Source organism: Burkholderia sp. LFS061, from assembly GCF_047978125.1.
In the GTDB taxonomy this organism is placed as follows: domain Bacteria; phylum Pseudomonadota; class Gammaproteobacteria; order Burkholderiales; family Burkholderiaceae; genus Burkholderia; species Burkholderia pyrrocinia_C.
The window spans coordinates 1-18,036 of sequence record NZ_JBFPFS010000031.1 but is presented as its reverse complement, the minus strand read 5'-3'; the positions used below and the strand labels follow the sequence as shown (position 1 = coordinate 18,036).

At 62.6% G+C, this 18,036-nt stretch carries 18 protein-coding genes and 1 tRNA gene; 8 read left to right on the top strand and 11 right to left on the bottom strand.

Features of this window, described 5'->3' with window-relative positions:
• Window positions 1–17: 17 nt before the first annotated feature.
• Window positions 18–1,754 (bottom strand): proline--tRNA ligase, encoded by a 1,737-nt coding sequence (locus ACNQQL_RS24225; RefSeq protein WP_347066228.1) that lies wholly within the window; start codon window positions 1,752–1,754, stop codon window positions 18–20.
• A gap of 218 nt (window positions 1,755–1,972) precedes the next feature.
• Between ACNQQL_RS24225 and ACNQQL_RS24220 the strand changes: the two genes are divergently transcribed.
• Both ACNQQL_RS24220 and ACNQQL_RS24215 read left to right on the top strand, forming a co-directional pair.
• Window positions 1,973–2,620 carry an RNA pyrophosphohydrolase gene (locus tag ACNQQL_RS24220; RefSeq protein WP_034182660.1) on the top strand — a complete coding sequence of 216 codons (648 nt, stop codon included), beginning with the start codon at window positions 1,973–1,975 and terminating at the stop codon, window positions 2,618–2,620.
• Window positions 2,621–2,633: 13 nt separating this feature from the next.
• Window positions 2,634–3,242 (top strand): CNP1-like family protein, encoded by a 609-nt coding sequence (locus tag ACNQQL_RS24215; protein ID WP_347066225.1) that lies wholly within the window; start codon window positions 2,634–2,636, stop codon window positions 3,240–3,242.
• Window positions 3,243–3,338: 96 nt separating this feature from the next.
• Here ACNQQL_RS24215 and proB read toward each other — a convergent pair whose 3' ends face one another.
• The 4 genes from proB to rplU all read right to left on the bottom strand — a co-directional run bounded on the left by proB (window position 3,339) and on the right by rplU (window position 6,446).
• Window positions 3,339–4,457, bottom strand: a complete 1,119-nt coding sequence (gene proB / locus ACNQQL_RS24210) for a glutamate 5-kinase (RefSeq protein WP_204425711.1) — start codon at window positions 4,455–4,457, stop codon at window positions 3,339–3,341.
• Window positions 4,458–4,547: 90 nt separating this feature from the next.
• Window positions 4,548–5,660, bottom strand: a complete 1,113-nt coding sequence (obgE, locus tag ACNQQL_RS24205) for a GTPase ObgE (RefSeq protein WP_347066223.1) — start codon at window positions 5,658–5,660, stop codon at window positions 4,548–4,550.
• Between the two features lie 186 nt (window positions 5,661–5,846).
• Window positions 5,847–6,110 (bottom strand): 50S ribosomal protein L27, encoded by a 264-nt coding sequence (gene rpmA / locus ACNQQL_RS24200; RefSeq protein WP_006476999.1) that lies wholly within the window; start codon window positions 6,108–6,110, stop codon window positions 5,847–5,849.
• A gap of 24 nt (window positions 6,111–6,134) precedes the next feature.
• Window positions 6,135–6,446 carry a 50S ribosomal protein L21 gene (gene rplU / locus ACNQQL_RS24195; protein ID WP_006025184.1) on the bottom strand — a complete coding sequence of 104 codons (312 nt, stop codon included), beginning with the start codon at window positions 6,444–6,446 and terminating at the stop codon, window positions 6,135–6,137.
• A gap of 210 nt (window positions 6,447–6,656) precedes the next feature.
• Here rplU and ACNQQL_RS24190 point away from each other — a divergent pair, with 210 nt between their 5' ends.
• The 4 genes from ACNQQL_RS24190 (at window position 6,657) to ACNQQL_RS24175 (ending at window position 10,054) form a co-directional block, all read left to right on the top strand.
• Window positions 6,657–7,652 carry a polyprenyl synthetase family protein gene (locus tag ACNQQL_RS24190; RefSeq protein ID WP_034182656.1) on the top strand — a complete coding sequence of 332 codons (996 nt, stop codon included), beginning with the start codon at window positions 6,657–6,659 and terminating at the stop codon, window positions 7,650–7,652.
• Window positions 7,653–7,799: 147 nt separating this feature from the next.
• Window positions 7,800–7,876: transfer RNA gene (locus ACNQQL_RS24185), tRNA-Pro, on the top strand.
• 223 nt (window positions 7,877–8,099) lie between these two features.
• Window positions 8,100–9,233 (top strand): tyrosine-type recombinase/integrase, encoded by a 1,134-nt coding sequence (locus ACNQQL_RS24180; RefSeq protein ID WP_347066220.1) that lies wholly within the window; start codon window positions 8,100–8,102, stop codon window positions 9,231–9,233.
• 77 nt (window positions 9,234–9,310) lie between these two features.
• Window positions 9,311–10,054 (top strand): hypothetical protein, encoded by a 744-nt coding sequence (locus tag ACNQQL_RS24175; protein ID WP_347066218.1) that lies wholly within the window; start codon window positions 9,311–9,313, stop codon window positions 10,052–10,054.
• A gap of 166 nt (window positions 10,055–10,220) precedes the next feature.
• Here ACNQQL_RS24175 and ACNQQL_RS24170 read toward each other — a convergent pair whose 3' ends face one another.
• The 6 genes from ACNQQL_RS24170 to ACNQQL_RS24145 all read right to left on the bottom strand — a co-directional run bounded on the left by ACNQQL_RS24170 (window position 10,221) and on the right by ACNQQL_RS24145 (window position 14,770).
• Window positions 10,221–10,949, bottom strand: a complete 729-nt coding sequence (locus tag ACNQQL_RS24170) for a hypothetical protein (RefSeq protein ID WP_347066216.1) — start codon at window positions 10,947–10,949, stop codon at window positions 10,221–10,223.
• Window positions 10,950–11,134: 185 nt separating this feature from the next.
• The gene (locus tag ACNQQL_RS24165) at window positions 11,135–11,404 is read right to left on the bottom strand and encodes a DNA-binding protein (protein ID WP_347066214.1); all 270 of its coding nucleotides are present in this window, start codon (window positions 11,402–11,404) and stop codon (window positions 11,135–11,137) included.
• Between the two features lie 346 nt (window positions 11,405–11,750).
• A complete protein-coding gene (locus ACNQQL_RS24160; protein ID WP_347066212.1) occupies window positions 11,751–12,164 on the bottom strand; it encodes a hypothetical protein in 414 nt (137 codons plus the stop codon).
• A gap of 322 nt (window positions 12,165–12,486) precedes the next feature.
• Complete coding sequence (locus ACNQQL_RS24155; RefSeq protein ID WP_347066210.1) at window positions 12,487–13,317, bottom strand: hypothetical protein; 831 nt, start codon at window positions 13,315–13,317, stop codon at window positions 12,487–12,489.
• 12 nt (window positions 13,318–13,329) lie between these two features.
• A complete protein-coding gene (locus ACNQQL_RS24150; RefSeq protein ID WP_347066208.1) occupies window positions 13,330–13,965 on the bottom strand; it encodes a hypothetical protein in 636 nt (211 codons plus the stop codon).
• Window positions 13,966–13,975: 10 nt separating this feature from the next.
• Entirely contained in the window at window positions 13,976–14,770 is a 795-nt protein-coding gene (locus ACNQQL_RS24145) for a TIGR04255 family protein (protein WP_347066205.1), read from the bottom strand.
• A gap of 526 nt (window positions 14,771–15,296) precedes the next feature.
• On the opposite strand from ACNQQL_RS24145, the gene ACNQQL_RS24140 reads away from it, so the two are divergent.
• Both ACNQQL_RS24140 and ACNQQL_RS24135 read left to right on the top strand, forming a co-directional pair.
• Window positions 15,297–16,589, top strand: coding sequence for an HlyC/CorC family transporter (locus ACNQQL_RS24140; RefSeq protein ID WP_034182655.1), 1,293 nt, complete (start codon window positions 15,297–15,299; stop codon window positions 16,587–16,589).
• A gap of 83 nt (window positions 16,590–16,672) precedes the next feature.
• Window positions 16,673–17,950, top strand: a complete 1,278-nt coding sequence (locus ACNQQL_RS24135) for a GspE/PulE family protein (protein ID WP_347066202.1) — start codon at window positions 16,673–16,675, stop codon at window positions 17,948–17,950.
• Window positions 17,951–18,036: the final 86 nt, after the last annotated feature.

Below are 18,036 nucleotides of genomic sequence, written 5' to 3'. Positions count from 1 at the left end.
TCCCCCGGTCGCCGTGCTTAGTGCGCGAGCGCGGCGCGGATCTTCTCCACGACCGTCGCCGCGGCCGCGTCGGCCGGCAGCAGCGTCGCTTCGGCGTCGCGGCGGCCCTGGTACTCGATCTTGCCCTCCTTCAGGCCGCGCTCGCCGATCACGAGGCGATGCGGCACGCCGATCAGCTCCCAGTCGGCGAACATCACGCCCGGGCGCTCGCCGCGGTCGTCGAGGATCACGTCGATGCCGGCCGCGACGAGTTCCGCGTACAGCTTGTCGGCGGTCTCGCGCACCATTTCGCTGCGGTCATAGCCCATCGGGCACAGCACGACCTCGAACGGCGCGATCGACTCCGGCCAGATGATGCCGCGGTCGTCGAAGTTCTGTTCGATCGCCGCGCCGAGAATGCGCGTGACGCCGACGCCGTAGCAGCCCATCAGCATCGGCTGCGGCTTGCCCGACTCGTCGAGGAACGTCGCGCCCAGCGCTTCCGAGTACTTCGTGCCGAGCTGGAACACGTGGCCGACCTCGATGCCGCGGCAGATGTCGATCACGCCGTTGCCGTCCGGCGACGGGTCGCCCTTCTGCACGTTGCGCACGTCGGCGACGTCCGGCTCCGGCAAGTCGCGGCCCCAGTTCACGCCCGCGATGTGATAGTCGACCTCGTTCGCGCCGACGACGAAATCGCTCATGTTCGCGACCGTGCGGTCCGCGATCACCTTCACGGGCTTCTTCGTGCCGACCGGGCCGAGGTAGCCCGGCGGCGTGCCGAACCACTCGACGATTTCCTGCTCGGTCGCGAAGCGGTGGTTCTTCAGGCCCGGCAGCTTCGACACCTTGATCTCGTTCAGGTCGTGGTCGCCGCGCAGCATCACGAGCCAGATGGTCGGCTCGGCGCCTTCGTTGTCGGTCGCGAGCACGATCGACTTGATCGTGCGCTCGAGCGGGATGGCCAGCAGTTCGGCGACGGCTTCGCACTTCGCCTTGCCCGGCGTCGCGACCTTTTCCATCGCTTCGGCCGGCGCCGCGCGCTCGGCAATCAGCGGCAGCGCTTCGGCCGCCTCGATGTTCGCCGCGAACTCGGACGTCGGGCAGTAGGCGATCGCGTCCTCGCCGGTGTCGGCGATCACGTGGAACTCGTGCGAGAAGTTGCCGCCGATCGAGCCGCTGTCCGCCGCGACCGCACGGAACTCGAGGCCGAGGCGCGTGAAGATGCGCACGTACGCGTCGTACATCTTGCGATACGACTCGTTCAGGCCCGCCGCATCCTTGTCGAACGAATACGCGTCCTTCATGATGAATTCGCGGCCACGCATCACGCCGAAGCGCGGACGGATCTCGTCGCGGAACTTCGTCTGGATCTGGTAGAAGTTCACCGGCATCTGCCGGTAGCTCTTGATCTGGTTGCGCGCGATGTCGGTGACGACTTCCTCGTGCGTCGGCCCGATCACGAAATCGTTGTCCTTGCGGTCCTTGAAGCGCAGCAGCTCGGGGCCGTACTGTTCCCAGCGGCCCGATTCCTGCCACAGCTCGGCCGGCTGCACGGCCGGCATCAGCAGCTCGATGGCGCCCGCCCGGTTCATTTCCTCGCGCACGATCGCCTCGACCTTGCGAATCGAACGCAGGCCGACCGGCAGGTAGTTATAGATGCCGCCGGCGACGCGACGGATCATGCCGGCGCGTACCATCAGCTTGTGGCTGACGATCTCTGCGTCGGCGGGTGCTTCTTTCAGGGTGCCGATAAAGAAACGGGAAGCTTTCATGCGGACGGTTCCAAAAACGGCGCCCCCAGGCGGGGCGCCCGAAAAAGTTTCAAGGTGAAAAAGCTGCGCGCGACGAACGACGATGGCGCAGATGACGTAGCAGACTAATCAGGGACAATTCAGCCGGTGTGCCCCGCGCGGATTCGCTCCGTCACGGTGCGCAGCGCCCGTTATCTGTTTATAATCAAAGCAATTTTAAAGGATTCGAAGGTGGTTGTATGCTGGATCGTGAAGGCTTTCGCCCGAACGTCGGCATCATCCTCTTGAACGCGCGCAACGAGGTGTTTTGGGGCAAGCGGCTCCGCGAGCACTCCTGGCAGTTTCCTCAAGGTGGGATCAAGTACGGCGAGACCCCCATGCAGGCGATGTACCGGGAACTGCACGAGGAAACGGGCCTGCATCCGGAACACGTCAAGATAATCGGCCGCACTCGCGACTGGTTGCGTTACGAGGTGCCTGACAAGTTCATCAAACGCGAAGTACGCGGTCATTACCGCGGCCAGAAGCAGATCTGGTTCCTGCTGCGGATGGTTGGACGCGATTGCGACATTTGCTTGCGCGCGACCGATCACCCGGAGTTCGATGCGTGGCGCTGGAACGAGTACTGGGTGCCGCTCGATGCGGTGATCGAGTTCAAGCGGGATGTCTATCAGTTGGCGCTGACGGAACTGTCGCGCTTCCTGCGCCGCCCGGCGCAGCGAGCCGAAAAGCCGCGCGGGCCGCGTCTGTCGCGCTATCCGCGCGTCATCGGCGCACAGGCCCAGCAGACGTTGACGATTGTCGACACATCGGTAGTCTGTTCGGAGATCGAAGTGGAAGCGGGCACGCTCGACGAGATGCCGCCCCACGTGATCGTCGGCAAATGACGAGTCGGACTGCATGACCGGGCGCGACCTTGGTGTCGCGCCCTTTTTTTACGAGGAATGCATATTGAAAGCGATTGCTCTCGCGCTCGCATCGATTGCCGCAGCGGCCATGCTGGCCGGTTGCGCGAATTCGAAGACGCCGACCAACAAGGATGACAGCGAGTTCGTGTATCTGCTGGACCGCCAGGGCACCTGGAAGGAAAACGCGGTCGACACGCTGCCGCCGCTGCCGCAGACAGGCGACCTGCTGCCGTTCAACGTATCGCAGAACACGCCGCTCAAGTTCTTCGTCGATGCGAAGTCGCTCGCGGTCGGCACCGATGGCGTCGTGCGCTACGCCGTCGTCATCACGAGCCCGGCCGGCGCGCGCAATGTGAACTACGAAGGCATCCGCTGCGACACCTACGAATGGCGGCAGTACGCCGGCCTGAATGCGGAACACGACGGCTGGGACCGCACGGTCGAGAACGACTGGCGGCGCATCGAGAACGGCGAACTGAACGCGTACCACTCGTCGCTCTATCAGGACTACTTCTGCGCGAACAAGATGCCGCAAGGCTCGACCAAACAGATTCTGGAGAACATCCGGTTTCACCGCACCGCGATGAGCCAACTGCGCTGACGGTACGCGGCACGAGCCGCCTGCTCCGTCCCGCACCATGCAAAAAGCCCGCATCACGCGGGCTTTTTATTTGGCTACCGGATTCGGAGCGGACAGTCACACCAGCACGAGGTTGTCGCGATGGATCAGTTCAGGCTCCAGCATGTAGCCGAGCACGGTCTCTATCTCGCCGCTCGGCTTGCGCTGAATCAGCTTCGTTTCCGCGCTGCTGTAGTTCGTGAGCCCACGCGCCACTTCGCGCCCGTCGGGGCCGACACACGCGATCACCTCGCCGCGCGCGAACGCCCCCTGCACGCCGGTCACGCCGATCGGCAGCAGGCTCTTGCCGCCGGCCGTCAGTTTCTCGACCGCGCCGGCATCGATCACGACATGGCCGCGCACCTGCAGGTGATCGGCCATCCATTGCTTGCGCGCCGCCATCCGCGCGGTACGTGCGATCAGTTGCGTGCCGATCGCCTCGCCGGCCGCCAGACGCACGAGCACGTCGGACTCCCGACCGCTCGCGATCACGGTGTTCGCGCCGCTGTGCGCCGCACGCTTCGCCGCGAGAATCTTCGTCAGCATCCCGCCGCGGCCGAGGCTCGAGCCCGCACCGCCCGCCATCGCCTCGAGTTCCGGCGCACCGGCATTAGCCTCGGCGACGAGCGTCGCGTTCGGATCCTTGCGCGGATCGGCGGTGAACAGCCCCGACTGGTCGGTCAGGATGATCAGCGCATCGCCTTCGATCAGGTTCGCGACGAGCGCGCCGAGCGTGTCGTTGTCGCCGAACTTGATTTCGTCGGTAACGACCGTGTCGTTCTCGTTGATGATCGGTACGACGCCGAGCCGCAGCAGCGTGAGCAGCGTCGAACGCGCATTCAGGTAACGCTCGCGATCCGCCAGGTCGGCGTGCGTGAGCAGGATCTGCGCGGTGCGGATGTCGTGTTCGGTGAAACGGCTCTCATAGACCTGCGCGAGCCCCATCTGGCCGACTGCGGCGGCGGCCTGCAGCTCGTCGATTTCGCGCGGCCGCTTGCTCCAGCCGAGCCGCTGCATCCCTTCGGCAATCGCGCCCGAACTGACGAGCACGACTTCCTTGCCCTGAGCGCGCAGCGCGGCGATCTGGGCGGCCCAGCGGCCGATTGCATCATGATCGAGCCCCTTGCCGTCGTTGGTCACGAGGCTGGAGCCCACCTTCACCACCAATCGCTTCGAATCCGCGATGATCGAACGCATCCTGCACTGTCTCCTGTATCTGATGCCTGCCCGGCCGGGCGCGATTGAACGCCGACGCCGGGCGGCACGCCCGGCGCGTTCCGGAACCGCTCAGGCGTCGTCGCCCGGCGTTGCACCGCCGTTCGCGGGCGGCGCGTCGCGGAAACGCACGTCCGCCGCGAGATCTTCCGCCTCCGCCGCGCGATGCGCATCCGAATTCTCGGACAGGTAATCGTAGATTGCGTAGCACAGCGCTTCGCAGCCCTGCCCCGTCAGCGCCGAAATCTCGAACACGGGGCCGTCCCAACCGAAGCGGTCGAGGAAATCCGCGACGCGCGCCTCGCGCTCGTCTTCCGGCACCATGTCGAGCTTGTTGAGCACGAGCCAGCGCGGCTTCTCGTAGAGCGCCTCATCGTACTTGCGCAACTCGCCGACGATCGCGGTCGCTTCCGCGACCGGATCGACGCTTTCGTCGAACGGAGCGAGATCGACAAGATGCAGCAGCACGCCGGTGCGCTGCAGGTGACGCAGGAACTGATGCCCGAGGCCCGCGCCTTCGGCTGCACCCTCGATCAGCCCCGGGATGTCGGCGATCACGAAGCTCTTGCTCGGGCCGACGCGCACCACGCCGAGATTCGGCGCGAGCGTCGTGAACGGGTAGTCGGCGATCTTCGGCCTCGCGTTCGACACCGACGAGATGAACGTCGACTTGCCCGCGTTCGGCATGCCGAGCAGGCCGACATCGGCGAGCACCTTCAGCTCGAGCTTCAGCATGCGCCGCTCGCCGGGCTTGCCGTCCGTCTTCTGACGCGGCGCGCGGTTCGTGCTCGACTTGAAATGCAGGTTGCCGAGGCCGCCGGCGCCACCCTGGGCGAGCATCACCTGCTGGTCATGCTCGGTCAGGTCGGCGATCAGCTCGCCGGTATCCATGTCGCTGATGATCGTGCCGACCGGCATGCGCAGCGTGACGTCGTCGCCGCCCTTGCCGTAGCAATCCGAGCCGCGACCGTTTTCGCCGTTGCGCGCCAGGTGCTTCTTCGCGTAACGGTAGTCGATCAGCGTGTTGATGTTGCGGTCGGCGATCGCGTAGACGCTACCGCCCCGGCCGCCGTCGCCGCCGTCCGGCCCGCCGAACGGGACGAATTTCTCGCGGCGCATCGACGCGCTGCCATCGCCTCCGTCGCCGGCGATGACTTCGATTCGTGCTTCGTCAATGAACTTCATTCGTCACTCCGCCCAGTATTTCCGCTATTGTGCCGCGCGCCGGCGCGCTTGAACAATCTGCCTTTCGGCCGATCGTACGCCGGTTGCACGACGGTCGCCGGAACGCACATGCGCCCGGCGGCCAAATAAAAAAGGCCCCGCGAAGACTGCGGGGCCTTTCGGCTCGAAGCCCGTGGGTGCCTGAACTTAGGCAGCCGCCGGGACAACGATGACCAGATGCTTCTTGTCCGCGCCCTTCGTCGCGAACTTCACGTGACCGTCGACCAGCGCGAACAGGGTGTGATCCTTGCCCATGCCGACGTTCTCGCCTGCGTGCATGCGCGTGCCGCGCTGACGCACGATGATGCCGCCGGCATTGATTGCCTGGCCGCCGTACACCTTCACGCCGAGACGTTTCGACTCGGAGTCGCGGCCGTTCCGGGAAGAGCCGCCTGCCTTTTTGTGTGCCATCTGATTGCTCCTTAACCGAGGCGCTTACGCGTTGATCGCGTCGATGCGCAGCTCAGTGTAGTTCTGGCGGTGGCCGCCGTGCTTTTGGTAGTGCTTCCGGCGACGCATCTTGAAGATGGTGACCTTGGCGTGACGACCGTGCGACACAACGGTGGCCTTGACGGAAGCCCCACTGACCAGCGGCGTACCGAACTTAATCGATTCGCCTTCGCCCACTGCGAGAACCTGGTCGAGCGTGATTTCAGCGTCAATGTCAGCCGGTATCTGTTCTACTTTGAGTTTTTCGCCAACGGCAACCTTGTACTGCTTGCCGCCGGTTTTTATGACCGCGTACATTGAGAACCTCACTCTGGATCCAATTTTTCCGCACACCACGCGCGGAAAACACGTGATTATACATGGGGTTAGCACCCAAGTCAAAACTGATCGACGATTGCCGTACGCCAGCCTCGGACGGACGGCCAAAATCGCTGCTGCGGCGCGTCCGACAGACCGGGAGATCTCGGATTCGACTTATAATCCGCGGCATCACCCAATTCCATCATCATGTCGTCGTCCACCGCCTCCCCCACCCTCAGCGCCGCCCACCTGCTCGCTCCGATCACCAGCGACATGGAGCAGGTGAATCGCGTTATCCGGCAAAGCCTCGCGTCCGACGTGCTGCTGATCAACCAGATCGCCGAGTACATCATCGGCGCGGGCGGCAAGCGGCTGCGTCCGGCGTTGCTGCTGCTCGTCGCCGGCGCGCTCGGCGAGACGTCGCACCAGCGGCACGTGCTGGCCGCCGTCGTCGAGTTCATTCATACGGCCACCCTGCTGCATGACGACGTCGTCGACGAATCCGAGCTGCGCCGCGGCCGCCAGACCGCCAACGCGCTGTTCGGCAACGCGGCGAGCGTGCTGGTAGGCGATTACCTCTATTCGCGCTCGTTCGAAATGATGGTCGGCGTCGGCAAGATGCGCGTGATGGAGATCCTGTCCGAAGCGACGACGATCATTTCCGAAGGCGAGGTGCTGCAGCTCCTCAACATGCACGACGCGGACGTCGACGAAACGCGCTACATGCAGGTGATCCGCTACAAGACGGCCAAGCTGTTCGAGGCGTCGGCGCGCCTGGGCGCGGTGCTCGCCGGCGCCGATGCGCCGACCGAAGCCGCCGCCGCCGAATACGGCCGCCGGATCGGCACCGCGTTCCAGATCATGGACGACTGGCTCGACTACGCGGGCACCGTCGAGGCAATGGGCAAGAATGCCGGCGACGACCTGCGCGAAGGCAAACCGACGCTGCCGCTCATCTACTTGATCGAACGCGGCACGCCGGAACAGTCGGCGCTTGCACGCGAGGCGATCGAACAGGGCGGCACCGATCGCTTCGACACGATTTTCGAAGCGATCACGCGTTCGGGCGCGCTGGATCACACGCTCGAATGCGCACGCCAGGAAGCGCAGGCGGCAGCGGCAGCGATCGCCGCATTCCCCGATTCGATCTATAAGGAGAGCCTGCTCGCGCTGTGCTCGTACTCGACGTCGCGGCAGTCGTAAACACGTCGCGAACCGCGGCGATGCGTTGTCTCGAAAATTTTCTTCAGCAAAGTATTCCCTTTTAGAAAAAACATCGTTATAGTTACGTTCTTGCTTGTGACGACGCAACGATCTTCACGAAGACGGCGAAGTCCGAAGAGCAAAAATCGGGGTGTAGCTTAGCCTGGTAGAGCGCTACGTTCGGGACGTAGAGGCCGGAGGTTCGAATCCTCTCACCCCGACCAGATTTTCCTTAAGAAACAGCGGGCTAGATGCCCGCTGTTTTTGTTTGTGCTGGCCGCTAGTGGCAAATCAGTGGCAATCACCACCCGTTTGCCACCGGAAAGAAAGTTGCGAACGAGAAGTGCCTGCGCTTGCGGGGACTTTTCGCTCTTAACATACTCCGGCCGCCAATCATGGTCCCTCGCCCAAGGTATACCGTGCTCCGCAACCACTGGAGTACGGACCATGGCGTCCATCGAGAACCGCTCGAACTATAAGATTACGGTCAAGCATCGCGACGACCTCACGCAGACCTTCGCCCACAGCGCCAGGAAAAAGGCCGACGCCTACTGTGAATCCCTGAAAATCCAGGGGCTCAAGCCGAAGCTGTCCCGCCTCGATAACTACTTCGTCGTTCGCACGCGCAGCGTGTCCAACAGGAACCAGACTCTGGTGGCCTGCAGCGAAGCCGAGGCCAACGACATCAAGCAACGCCTCGAAAGTGAGCAACGACAGGGCCTGTTCATCAATTACGCCCAAGCGCAGAAGACGACGCTTGCCGACCTCCTGATTCGCTACCTGCGAGAAGAAGTGCCCCGGCACAAGAGCTTCGAGGTTGAGGCGTACAAGATTAATGGATGGCTGGAGGACGCCGGGCTCGAGCGGCAGGACCTGGCCAAAATTGTGGCCAGCCACCCGAATCTGCACCCTACGGTCGCCAAGGCGAAGTTGCGCAAGCCGACCGGCGCGCGGATGAGACAGTCGTCGGAAACCTGCAAGTTCATCCGCAAGCCTTTTGCCACCATCGTGCCGGATGACTTCAAGGACTATATCGACGAGCGCTGCCAGGTGGTCGCGTCACCTACGGCGGACCGGGAAATCGACATCTTTTCGGCAGTGTGCCGTATTGCCATCGACACCTGGCGCATCCATGTCGCCAAGAGCCCGATGGATGGTGTCCGTCGTCCCACCTACTACAACGAACGCGACCGGCGTCTGAAGGGGGATGAAGAAAGCCGCCTGCTTGCCGCGGCCCAGGAAGAAGACCGCCAACAGTCCATTGACCGGCGTCTGGAGCAACTGATGGCAGCCGAGCGTCAGGAAGCGAACGATGCCCGCACGGTGTACCGTCGCAAGCAGGTTATCAAGAACGCCCGCCAGCTCTACATGCTGGAGGCGGAAGCGACCTACCAGCACGTTGCCCTGCTCGAAACCTTCGTGCAGTTCCAGCTCATGACGGGCGCACGGCGCAGTGAAACGCTGACGCTCACGTGGTCCAACATCGACCTCGAGTCGCAGACTGCCTTCCTGCCGGAAACGAAGAACGGGCGCTCGCGCAAGCTGGCGCTGCGGAGCGACGCCTCCTGCACGGACGTATAGCTCGATGAGGATTGAATGGCCTACTCCAATCCGCTCGACTGCGACTTTCCCTGCATTAGTCGCGCGTCGAGAACGTGATGGAGCAAGATGTCGCGACGACGGCAGATAGGTACTTCGTCGTATGCAGCCGGCAGCCATCGCGCCCGTTCAGTTGGCTTCCCGCTTCACTGCAAGCCACTTACAATCCCCTATATCTCATTACGGACAGTGACAACATGGGTGATTGGGAGCGCATGTTCGGGGAAGCCGGCATGTCCGACGGTTTTATTGATTCGTTTTACGAGATGCCCAACGACTGGGTTAAGCGGATGAAAACCCTGTACTTCTCGACCGGCGAAGAAGCCCGGCGATGGGCAAAGGCTCACCCCGGGCAGGTGGTCACCCGGAACCCAAAGGGCGACGGCTTCATCGCAAACGTGCTCGAGTGGCACGACCGCCACTCTGGGCAGAGTTACCTTGATTGCGAGAAAGAAGAATTTTTTGCCTGGGCAGAAGAAAACGAAAATCGCGAAAAGGCAGCCGGTTATGCGCGGGAATGCATGAACTTCCATACGAACTGCGAAGCGTACTGGCTATATGACAATGGTCACAGGGAGATGCTGCTTCAGCTTTACAACGATTATCGCGACCGCGTGTCCCTTCGCCGGTACGCCGACGAGTCCCGCATCGGCAAGGAACACCGCGAAACGCTCCGCTCGCTCCTACCCAATCCCTTTCCTGAGAAATTCCGGTACTGGCCAAGCGGCAAGTCAATGCGCGACCCTCAGGCGCCTACTCCATCAATCCAAGAGAGTCACGGCGATACGCTCGGCGAGGAGTGAACCGCTAGGCTCTACCGCAATCTTTTCGGCCGACTTTTCTCTCAACATCGGTCGCGCTTCGAGAAGTTGACGAAGGAACGGGCCATGATGACTGGCGTGGATAGGCCGACGATGAGCTGGTCATCGAGACTTCGGCCTTCGAGGGCACTTGGTTGATTCGGCGCAATCAGCTAGGCGCCGAATTTCGAATTGCCCAGCCCCGAGGTGTCCAGCGATAAGGGGAGACGTAGATTTCGCCCGTTTCGGTGTTCGTCCACCCGTAGCCCGGAAAACGGCGGGCGCTGCCGCCGCGCGGCAGAATCGCCTGAAGCCATCGAGGCAGGCCAGCGCGCAGTACCGCAGCCTTCCCGCTTTCGTCCAGCCCTCCGGACCCAAAGAGCTTGCCGGCTTTCGGGATGCGGTCCATGCAGTCGAACTTGGCCATGTAGCGAGCATATCCTTCGACCACCCTGCATGAGGCGACCGACGTCGTGCCCCATGGCCACCACCGCGCCAGTTGCTGCTTGTCGATGACAAAGCTTCTGGGTAGCCACAACATTAGGTGGTAGTGGAGGCGGCCTTCGCTTTCGAGCACCCACGTGTATGGCAGCCGGTGCCCGCGGCGTTTCAGGGCCTGGCGTACGCACGCGATAAATCTGCTGATAAGCTTCGCGCAGAACTTGCCGTTGTCCGCGAACGTCAGCGCCACCGCCACCGAACGCAGGCCCGCAACTCTTGCCTGGCGGCGATGTTCACGGTGAACTACGCGCAGCTTCCTTCGGGCGTCAGTTTTCCGCTTCTTTGCAGACCGCGTCGCACTTGTTTCGGTCTTTCTTTTGACAAGCTCAGCGAAGCGGGTCGCGGATGCCGCAGAACGAGAATGACGGCTCGCTGCCGTCGGCGAAACAGAACACATGGCACACCTCGTGTGTGTGCCGCTTCAGCCAGATAGCTGTCCTCGGTCGAAAAAATATGTCCTCCGCGTGCTGAATGCGGCGGGTTGAAACGTGTCCCGCGCCTATACTCGAGCGTTCAGTAGGCATAGACGCGATTTGGCATCCCACCCTGGTTGCAGCCCGGGTGGGATTTTGAACTTTCGACTCAGTGTGAACGACGTGTGGCGACCTGCTCGGCCTTGGTCCGCCTGCCGCGGCGCCTAGGGGCCGGGGTGACAGTCACTACGGTCTGCTGACCAGGAGAGGGCTGCTGGCTGGTGAGCCAAGCCTCGACGTCGGATGAGCGGAACCGCAGCAGAATGCCCCGCTTCATATAGCGAGGCAGGTTGCCGTCGCCGGAGGAGCGGTTATAGGTTGTCTGCATCTCGTCGCCGAGCACAGCGGCCAAGGGTTTGGCAGAAAGGAGTTGGTCCAAGTGTCACGCTCCTGTAAGCAGTCACATGACTGCGTTCAGTATACCTTCGAGCTACCTGGACGTTTGTGTGAATACCAAGCCGCCTTACTTCGGCTAAATCCGAGTTATTGGGCGCGCAGATTTCGGTGAAATAAGGTCGATAGCTGAAATCCCCCGCGTGACGGCGCCAGTCTCTCCCGCGCATACGTCCGACGTCTGTCTTGGCGGAGAGCCTTGCATCCCAGCGGCGCCATGTTAGCGGTCGCCCACAGTCGACGCGAGGAGTATTACCATGTCGTTTTCGCGCGTCCGCAGGTTGGCCTTCTGGCCAAGCGTCCACGCCGACATGAAGCCTCGAACTCCAGCCTCATAAGGTCAAGCCGTCAAGCACGTTTTTTAACGGTTTGAGTTCTGGACTGCCCTTCATCAAGCGCCTTATGTTAACGACCAATCCGAACACGTCGACGTCAAGTTCCATTTCAGGCAGAGCGGAATGAGCATGGATGCCAACGCGGAGCAGAGCCGTGCGGACAACACCGCGCCTCTGTATCTCCGGGATGAAGTCGTTGCCAGGGAGAGGCCGGTTCAGCTCGGCCAGTAGTTCCGACACGGACATGTCATCTAAACCGGGCTTGAGGCCGTAGATGATTTCTCGCGCCTTGGCTTCTAACTCAGCGTCGAGGACCTCCCCCAAGTATGTTCTTTCAGTGGCCGATTTTGCCGTTGCTGCCTCTGGCGAAGGGGATACGGCTGTACCTGCAACCAGTTTAAGATGAACCATATTCCGCCACGATTCCGTACTTCAATTAGTTTCTAACGTGCTGGTCCTGTCCTGTTGCAGCTCGGTAGTGCGCGCCGCGGTAACAGGTCGTGCAAGTTATTGCCATAGACGATGCACTCGACCGCGTCTGAGGTATCCAGAATGGCACGTCCCCGAGGGTTCAAATCGCGTCGTCGCCTCGCGTTTCCAGGGCTTTATAGCCTGCTCCGAGGCAGGCCTCAAATAACGGCATTCGCATTGCAATTCTTGAGAGTGCGCGCGCGACTCGCGGCCAGTCGGTGGCCGGCGCTGTTCGCAACATGGCTTTCGGTGTCACTTCTTGCTATTCGGCCAACACGGGCTGTTGAGGGTCGGCGGCAAGGCTCATGTGTTCTAGCCTCCAACGCTTCAGCTGTTTGAACATCTGATAGTTCAGCACCGACTCGGACATCGGCTCGCAAAAGCGGAGCTCGATTTGCTGCCATTTCTTTGATGGAGCGAAGAGCTTTTCCTTGAACGCCTTCTCGATGGCATCAGCAGCAGCTCTTGCAGCGGTTTCCGCGGCGACGAAATCGGGGTCCGCCTGATGCAGGATAGTGATGTCGAGCTTATAAGTATCGTCCGGACCGTTCCGAGTGACTTCCGCGCCTTCATCCACATCGAAGAAGACGCCGATAATCAATTCCCCATGCGGCTTGACCGCCTTTGCGATTTTCTCCGCCAGCTTGGTTTCCTTGGTCAATCGGCGCTCGAATTCATCCGCAAAGGCGGAGCGCCGGTATCGACTGGCCAGCCACATCTGCAAGACTGCGTGGTCCTCGGAACGGAGTCGGACGTCGGACCGGGGCGAGTATTCATTTAGCTTGAGCTTGTCGATACGAACCTTGGCCGTCGCCTCGAACTCCGCCCAGAAGGCAGCATCGCCTACGAATTCAATGTGAAGCTTGCGCGCGTTTTTGGCGTGGGTGCAGTTGCCGTCCTTCGCGGCCAAACATCCCACGACGACCTCGACGACCGGCTCGAATTGCGGGTCCTGTGCGAGGTCACAGTCGTGGGTTGCAACGACGACAATCGTCTCGTCGGGACTTACCGCATGGCGAAGCCCCAGCGCATCTATGGCGTCGTTGCCGAGCAGAAATCCTTGGCGCCATGGTGTATCACGATTCCACTCCACCACTTCGCACCTTTACGCCTGGTCGTTAGACGGAGGGAGGTCGAAGTCGGCAGTAGCTGACGTCTTCGCTCGGTTGGAAAACCGAGCGCTCATACGCTCGCGTTGAGCAGCCTCGCGTTTGTGAATCTGCACCAGCACCAACGCCGCGTCGCGCGCTGACTCGCCTGCCTGAGCGACTTGCATCAGCGTCCGGCCGTTCGCGAACTTCCGCTTTAGCAACGCGGCATTGACGGCGATGCCCTCGTGGTCCAGTACATCGGCCGCCTGAGCGAGGTCCTGAAGCCTGGCAGCGTTTTCCTCCGCGACATGCTCGCCATTGAGCCAGTTGTAGACCGACTGACGGGACACACCGAGAGTCGCGGCAAGGTCCGACACTGCCGGATGCAAAACTTCACGAATCCGTGCTAGGTCTTCGGCTGGCGTCCGGACATCGTCGACCATCGCTACTTCGACGGCGGGAGTCGCATACAGGGCGTGCTGTCCGCCTCGCTGTAGGTGTTCGGGTGACAAGTGACCGCCCGTGCCAATTACCGACAGCGCTGCGCCCGCCGCTACGAACCATCCCACCAGCCGAACAACGTTCGAAGTGTCGCCGGTTGCTGTCGGATGGTCCGTTACCCATCCTCCGTAAGTCGTTGCGCTGCTCATGATTCCTCCCTCAGGCCCAAGCGGCCAACGCGTGCTCGGTCACGATGGCTTTGAAGCACTTATCGATTTCGTCGTGAAGGGCTTTCAGCTGCGTCTCAACATTGCCCAAGTCGAATGCTTCTCGGCGAGTCGTAGAAGCATCGGTGTCGATTATGGCGTGCAAACCGGCCCACTGCGTGAATCGCGGGTCGATTTTGGGGGCGAGTGCGGTTAGTTCAAGCGGCAGACCGACTTGCCCATGCCGAATGAGTACGCGCGAGACAAGCTGGCCTGCAGGTGTCGCGACGACAGTTTCACTGACCGAGTGCTGGTGCTGGACATCCCCTCGCAGGGACAAACCAAGAACCTCCGGCACGAGGAAGTCTCGGAGCGACTCCTTTTCTCCTGACGGCCGTACAGCATCCAGGTAGCGCAGCCCGATTCGCTCGATAAAGTCGAGGCGGAGGGCGTCATGCACAACGCCCAAACCCGCCAATAGCGCTTCTGAGAAACCCTCGAATGTTTCATAAGCCGTGGTCTGAAACGACAAGGCGTTCGTCTCTAACACGAACCGCGTGTTGCCCGAGATATCACCGAACTGGTACCTCGACTGAGGCGTGACGGTCGGCGCCGCAACTTGACCGGACTCCCCGCCGCCGAAGGGCAGCACCAGACGCTGGACGACCTCCGGCTTGTAGTCCGGGTAGTGTCGCTCGCGCATCTTGGCTTGAATCCCGGGAATATACGCGTCCAAATCCAAGACGGGGTTGAACTGGACCTGAGCCACGGTGTAGTAGACCGGCGCATTGTTCAGTTTCTTTCCCATGACATCCTCAACGTTTGACTTGACAGGCGGGTTGACACTTTACACTGTACTTTACAGGTTAGCCATGGAAAAGTGTTTTTGGCATCTCGTATGGTCGCGCGCCCTGTTGTGGTTTCGAGGCTAGCTGCCTCCGGAGCCAAACGCTCGCCCTTTCGGGGCAAATCGGTGGCAATTCTGATTCATTGCCGTGCTCGAAAAAACTGGTGGCAAATAAGTGGCAAATTTCGCCTGATTGCCACCAAGCCCCGCCCCGTCAAATAAGGGTTGATTCGCATAAGTCATTGATTTAAAATAAATCACCCTCAACCCGGGGTACGGATATCTGAAGCGAAAGGGCGTTCGGGACGTAGAGGCCGGAGGTTCGAATCCTCTCACCCCGACCAGATTTGTAAAAAAACCGTGCACTGCGTGCACGGTTTTTTTTCGTCCGGCCGTTGCGGGCCCATCGTGTCGCGCACGACACATCGCGGTCGCCGGCCTCTGCTATATTCCCTCCATTCCTGTCCTTCACTGCCCTTTCCGACGCGTGGACCAAATTCCCTTATGGGCGCAAATCGGCGCCGTCTTCCTGCTTCTCCTCTGTTCCAGCTTCTTCTCCATTTCCGAGACCGCGATGATGGCGCTCAATCGCCATCGGCTGAAGCATCTCGCCGGCCAGGGCGCACTCGGCGCGAAGACCACCCAGGGGCTTCTCACGCGTACTGACCTGCTGCTCAGCGTGATCCTGATCGGCAACAACCTGTTCAACACGATCATCCCGGTCCTGACGACGTCGCTCGCGCTCCATACGTTCGGCCGCAACAATCTCGCGCTGTCGATCGCGACCGGCATCGTCGCGTTCCTGATCATCGTGTTCGCGGAGATCGCGCCGAAGATCGTCGGCGCGACCTTCCCCGAACGCATCGCCCTGCCCGCGAGCCTCGTGATCGCGCCGCTGATGCGCGTGTTCAAGCCGGTCGTCTGGTTCGTCAACGCTCTCGCGAACGGCGTGCTGTGGGTGCTGCGCATCAACACGAAGAAAGGTCGCGACCAGCGGATGTCGGCCGACGAACTGCGGGCCATCGTGCTCGAGTCGAGCAGCTTCATGCCGACCAAGCACCGCAGCATCCTGCTCAACCTGTTCGACCTCGAGAACATCACGGTCGACGACGTGATGGTGCCGCGCCGCCAGATCGAATCGCTCAACTTCTATGCGCCGCTCGACGACGTCCTGCACCAGCTCGAAACCTGCTATCACAACCGGCTTGTCGTCTACGAAGGCGACATCGACAAGGTGCTCGGCGTGCTGCACGTGCGCAAGACGCTGACCGCGCTGCACAACCAGGAGTTCGACCGCGAAACGCTGCGCTCGCTGCTCGCCGAGCCGTACTACGTGCCGTCGGGCACGCCGGTGGTTCAGCAACTCCAGTATTTCCAGGAGACCCGGCAGCGTACCGCGCTCGTCGTCAACGAATACGGCGAGCTCGAAGGGCTCGTCACGCCCGAAGACATCATCGAGGAGCTGATCGGCGAATTCACGACGTCGATGCCGCGCAGCGAACGCGCGGGCGGCTGGGACGAGAACGGCGAATGCATCGTCACGGCCGGCATGCCGCTGCGCGAACTGAACCGCTGGCTGCACCTGAAGCTGCCGACCGACGGGCCAAAGACGCTGAACGGGCTGATTCTCGAAACCCTCGAGGAAATTCCGGAAGACGACGTGTGCCTGAAAATCGGCGACGTGATGCTCGAGGTGATGCGCAGCGACGACCAGGCCGTGCGCACCGTCAAGCTCTTCAAGCCGCGCGGCACGCGCACCGCACGCACCGCATTACGCTAGCCGAACGGCCGACTGCCGGCACCGCCCGCAATGCGCGACCATCTGCAGGTCACGTTCAACAGGCGGCCGACGCGCCGGCTCACATGCATTTCCCTCCTCCCGGGGCGCCGCTGCGCACGCAGCCGCCGCCCGCCCACTCCGATGCGTCGCCCGCCGCCGCACCACACGCGCTCGACGCGGCCCAGCTCGACGACGCACCGGCCGTACGGCTGCTGACCGACACGCTTCACGCGGCACGCGTGCGCGACGCATCCGACATCCACGTCGAACCGTTCGAAGCCGGCTGGCGCATCCGCCTGCGCATCGACGGCGTGCTGCACGAACATGCGCGGCCGCCGTTACACCTGCGCGACGCGCTCGTCACGCGGATCAAGGTCCTCGCGCGCATGGACATCGCCGAGCGGCGGCTGCCGCAGGACGGCAGGCTGCGCATCGCGATCGACGGTTGCACGCGCGGCGACTACCGCGTCAGTTCGCTGCCCACGCTGTTCGGCGAAAAGCTCGTGCTGCGTCGCCTCGAAACGCTGCCGCCCGATCTGACGCTCGCCCGCCTCGGCTTCGACGCGCAGCAGGCAGCAGCGATGGAAGCCGCGATACGCGCACCGCACGGCCTCGTGCTCGTCACGGGCCCGACCGGCAGCGGCAAGACGCTGTCGCTCTACTGCGCGCTGCAGATGCTCGATCGCGACGCGCACAACGTCTGCACGGTCGAGGATCCCGCCGAGATCCAGCTCGACGGGATCAGCCAGGTCGGTGTCGCCGAAAAGGCGGGGCTCACGTTCGCGACGGCGCTGCGCGCGCTGCTGCGACAGGATCCGGACATCATCATGGTCGGCGAGATTCGCGATGCGGAGACGGCCGACGTCGCGATCAAGGCCGCGCAGACCGGCCATCTCGTGCTGTCGACGCTGCACACGAACGACGCGCCGGCCGCCGTCGCGAGGCTGCTCGACATCGGCGTCGCGCCGTACAACCTCGCGGCCGCGCTGCACCTCGTCACCGCGCAGCGCCTCGTCCGGCGCTTGTGCGTCGCGTGCCGCATGCACTCGGACGCACCTGCGCGCGTGCTGCGTGAAGCCGGCTGCGACCCGGCGGCCCTGGCTGCCGGATGGCGGCCGTTCGTCGCGCGCGGCTGTTCCGCGTGTCACGGTATCGGCTATCGAGGCCGCATCGGCCTGCATCAGACGATGCCGGTATCGCCCGCGCTGGCGGAACGCATCGTCGCGCGGGCGAGCGTCGGCGAACTCGCTCAATGCGCGGCGGCCGAAGGCGTGCGCAATCTGCGCGACGCGGCCTTCGCGCGCGTCCGCGACGGCACGACGAGCATCGCGGAAGCCGTCGCCGCGACACCGGTGGCCTGAGCATGCGCACACCGCCGCGCGAAACCCGCTTCGTGTGGCGCGGCCGCCGCCGTGACGGCGCGCCGCGCCGCGGGACCGTCATCGCC